Annotated in this window: 3 protein-coding genes; all 3 read left to right on the forward strand. The window is 67.5% G+C overall.

The window, feature by feature from the left end; translation table 11 throughout:
* Positions 1–34: 34 nt before the first annotated feature.
* Positions 35–439, forward strand: coding sequence for a DUF1937 family protein (locus IT540_RS19045; protein ID WP_291181377.1), 405 nt, complete (start codon positions 35–37; stop codon positions 437–439).
* Positions 436–1527, forward strand: a complete 1092-nt coding sequence (locus tag IT540_RS19050; RefSeq protein WP_291181379.1) for a site-specific DNA-methyltransferase — start codon at positions 436–438, stop codon at positions 1525–1527. Before IT540_RS19045 ends, IT540_RS19050 begins: the two co-directional genes overlap by 4 nt.
* A partial coding sequence (locus IT540_RS19055) for a DNA polymerase (protein WP_291181381.1) occupies positions 1524–3096 on the forward strand: 1573 nt, incomplete at its 3' end. The genes IT540_RS19050 and IT540_RS19055, both read left to right, overlap by 4 nt.

Here is a 3096-nt window from a genome sequence, read left to right on the forward strand (position 1 = left end):
AAGGGCGAGAACCCGGCGGCGGGGTGGAGCGGCCATGTTTGACGCCCGCATGGACGCCTGGGTCGCCGACCACGATCTCCGCACCGACGGCTTCTGGTACGTCGGCACGCCCTACTCGAAGTACCCCGGCGGCATCGACCTCGCCTTCAAGGTGACCTGCCGGATCACGGCCGAGTTCATCCGCCGCGGCGTGCCGGTGTTCTCGCCGATCACGCATTCGCACCCGGTCGCCGTCCACGGCGGCATCGACCCACTCGACCACAAAATCTGGCTGCCCGCCGACGCGCCGATGATGCGCGCGGCGCACGGCCTGATCGTCGTGCAGATGGAAACCTGGCGCGAGAGCGTCGGGCTCCGCCACGAGATCGAGGCGTTCCGCGCCGCCGGCAAGCCGGTCCTCTACTACCCCGGCGTCGAGCACACGGGGTGGGCGGGGTGATCCGGCTCCTTAACGGCGACGCGCTCGCGATGCTCCGGACCTTGCCGTCGGAGAGCGTGCATTGCGTCGTCACCTCTCCGCCATACTGGGGGCTGCGGGACTACGGCGTGGCGGGCCAGATCGGTCTTGAGCAATCGCTCGGCCAGCACATCGACGCCCTCGTCGGGGTGTTCCGCGAGGTGCGGCGGGTGCTCCGCAAGGACGGCACCGTCTGGCTGAACTACGGCGACGCCTACGCGTGCGCGCCCAACGGTCGAAGCGCCGCCGACACCAAGGTGCTCGGCAATGACGATCGGACATTCCGCGACAAGCCGATCTCGACGGTCGGTCCCATCTACGACCCGGCGGGTGGCGCTAAAGGCGGCGGGCCGCGGGGCGAGAACAAAGGCGCTGGCAACGGCGGTGAAGCTCTACCGAACGGCCGCATCGTAGCCGGCGGCGTGCTGAAGCCCAAGGACCGGATGCTCCTCCCGGCGCGCATCGCGATCGCGCTCCAGGAAGACGGCTGGTGGGTCCGCGACGAGATCATTTGGCACAAGCCGAACCCGATGCCGATCTCGGTGCGTGATCGCACCACGCCCGCACACGAGATGGTCTACCTGCTCTCGAAGGCGGAGCGGTATTTCTACGATCAGGAGGCAATCAAGGAGCCAATCGCTGAGACGTCGAAGGCGCGCTACGCGCAGGAGACGCTCAACTCGCAGACCGGCGGCTTCAAGCAGGAAATGTATGAGAGCGGGCTGGTCGGCCAGCGGTCGCGCTCCCGCCGCCCTGCCGAGATTCTCAAGACGCTAGCCGGGCAGGAAAAGCGAAACCGCCGCTCGGTCTGGAGCCTTTCGACCAAGCCCTTCTCGGGCGCCCATTTCGCGACGTTCCCGCCTGACCTCATCCGCCCGATGATTCTCGCCGGCTGCCCCGTTGGCGGCACGGTGCTCGACCCGTTTGGCGGCGCCGGAACCACGGGCCTCGTCGCGCAGGAACTCGGTCGGAACGCCATTCTGATCGAACTCAGCGAAGCGTACTGCGGCATCATCCGGAAGCGCCTGAACCTCCTTCCCGCAGAGATCGAGGAGGCGCTCGCGCTGTGATCCTCCACATTGACTTCGAAACCCGCTCAACCGTCGACATCAAGAAAACCGGCGCATACGTCTACGCCGAGCACCCGACGACCGACCTCTGGTGCGCCTGCTACGCCTTCGACGACGGCCCGGTCGAGACGTGGCGGCCCGGCGCGCCCTGTCCCGACGCGATCTTCGACCACGTCATCGACGGTGGGCTGGTCTACGCCCACAACGCAGCGTTCGAGCGCGTCATCTGGCACCACATCCTCGCCAAGCGGTACGGCTGGCCCGAGCCGAGCGTCGCCCAGTGGCGCTGCACGATGGTCATGGCCTACGCGATGGCCCTTCCCGGCGCGCTGGAAGACGCGGCGCCGGCCGCCGGCATCGACCTCCGCAAGGACGCCGCCGGGCATCGCCTGATGCTCCAGATGGCGCGGCCACGGCGCGTAGAGGCCGACAAGCCGATTTGGTGGACGGACGACGCAAAGCTTAATCGGCTCATCGCGTATTGCATGACCGACGTCGAGGTCGAGCGTGAACTGGCAAAACGGCTTCGCCCGCTCAAAGAATCCGAACTCGACCTCTGGCACCTCGACCAGGTCATCAACGACCGCGGCGTCCACGTCGATGTTGCGCTGTGCAACGCCGCAAAGGCCGTCGTCGCCACGACCGCCGACAAGCTCGACGAAGCGATGCGCGCCGTCACCGAAGGCGCCGTCGGCGCGTGCAGCAATGTCGGTCAGCTGATCGCGTGGGTGCGGACCTTCGGCGTCGAGACCGAATCCATCGCGAAGGACGTCCTCGAGGAGTTGCTCGCGACCGACCTGCCTGCGCCCGTCCGCACCGCGCTGGAACTGCGCCGGGAAGCGGCCAAGGCGTCCGTAGCCAAGATCGACGCGCTGATGCGGGGCATGGGGGCCGACGGCCGCGCGAAGGGGCTGCTCCAGTTCCACGCCGCCGGCACGGGCCGCTGGGCCGGGCGCCGCTTTCAGCCCCAGAACCTAAAGCGCCCCCAGATCGAGGACACAGACACCGCGATCGCGGTGCTGATGGCCGGTGATGCCGACCTCGTCGAGGCGCTCTACGGCGAACCGCTGTCCGTCGTCGGCGACTGTATCCGCGGCATGGTGGCGGCGCCGCCGGGCAAGAAGATCGTCGCGGCCGACTACGCGAATATCGAGGGGCGCGTGCTCGCGTGGCTCGCCGGCGAAAGCTGGAAGCTCGACGCGTTCCGCGCCTACGACGCCGGCACAGGGCCGGACCTCTACAAGCTGATGGCTAGCCGCATCTACGGCGTGCCGCACCAGGAGGTGACGAAGCCGCAGCGGCTCATCGGCAAAGTGTCCGAACTCGCTTGCGGGTACCAAGGCGGCTTGGGCGCATTCCAGAGCATGGCGGTTGTCTACCTCGTGAAGGTGGAAGATTCGCTCGCCGAAGACATCAAGACGAAGTGGCGCGCCGCTAACCCGGCCATCAAGTCGTTCTGGTGGGATCTGGAGCGCGCGGCGATCGACGCGGTCGAGAATCCCGGGAAGACCACCGCGGTCCGCGACATCCGCTTCAAGGTGGCGGGTTCATTCCTGTTCATGCGGCTGC

The sequence above is a fragment of the Hyphomicrobium sp. genome, assembly GCF_020852195.1.
GTDB lineage: Bacteria > Pseudomonadota > Alphaproteobacteria > Rhizobiales > Hyphomicrobiaceae > Hyphomicrobium_C.

Excerpts from the sequence above, each read along its gene's own strand:
- IT540_RS19045 (WP_291181377.1), top strand. The coding sequence starts at position 35 with ATGTTTGACGCCCGCATGGACGCCTGGGTCGCCGACCACGATCTCCGC.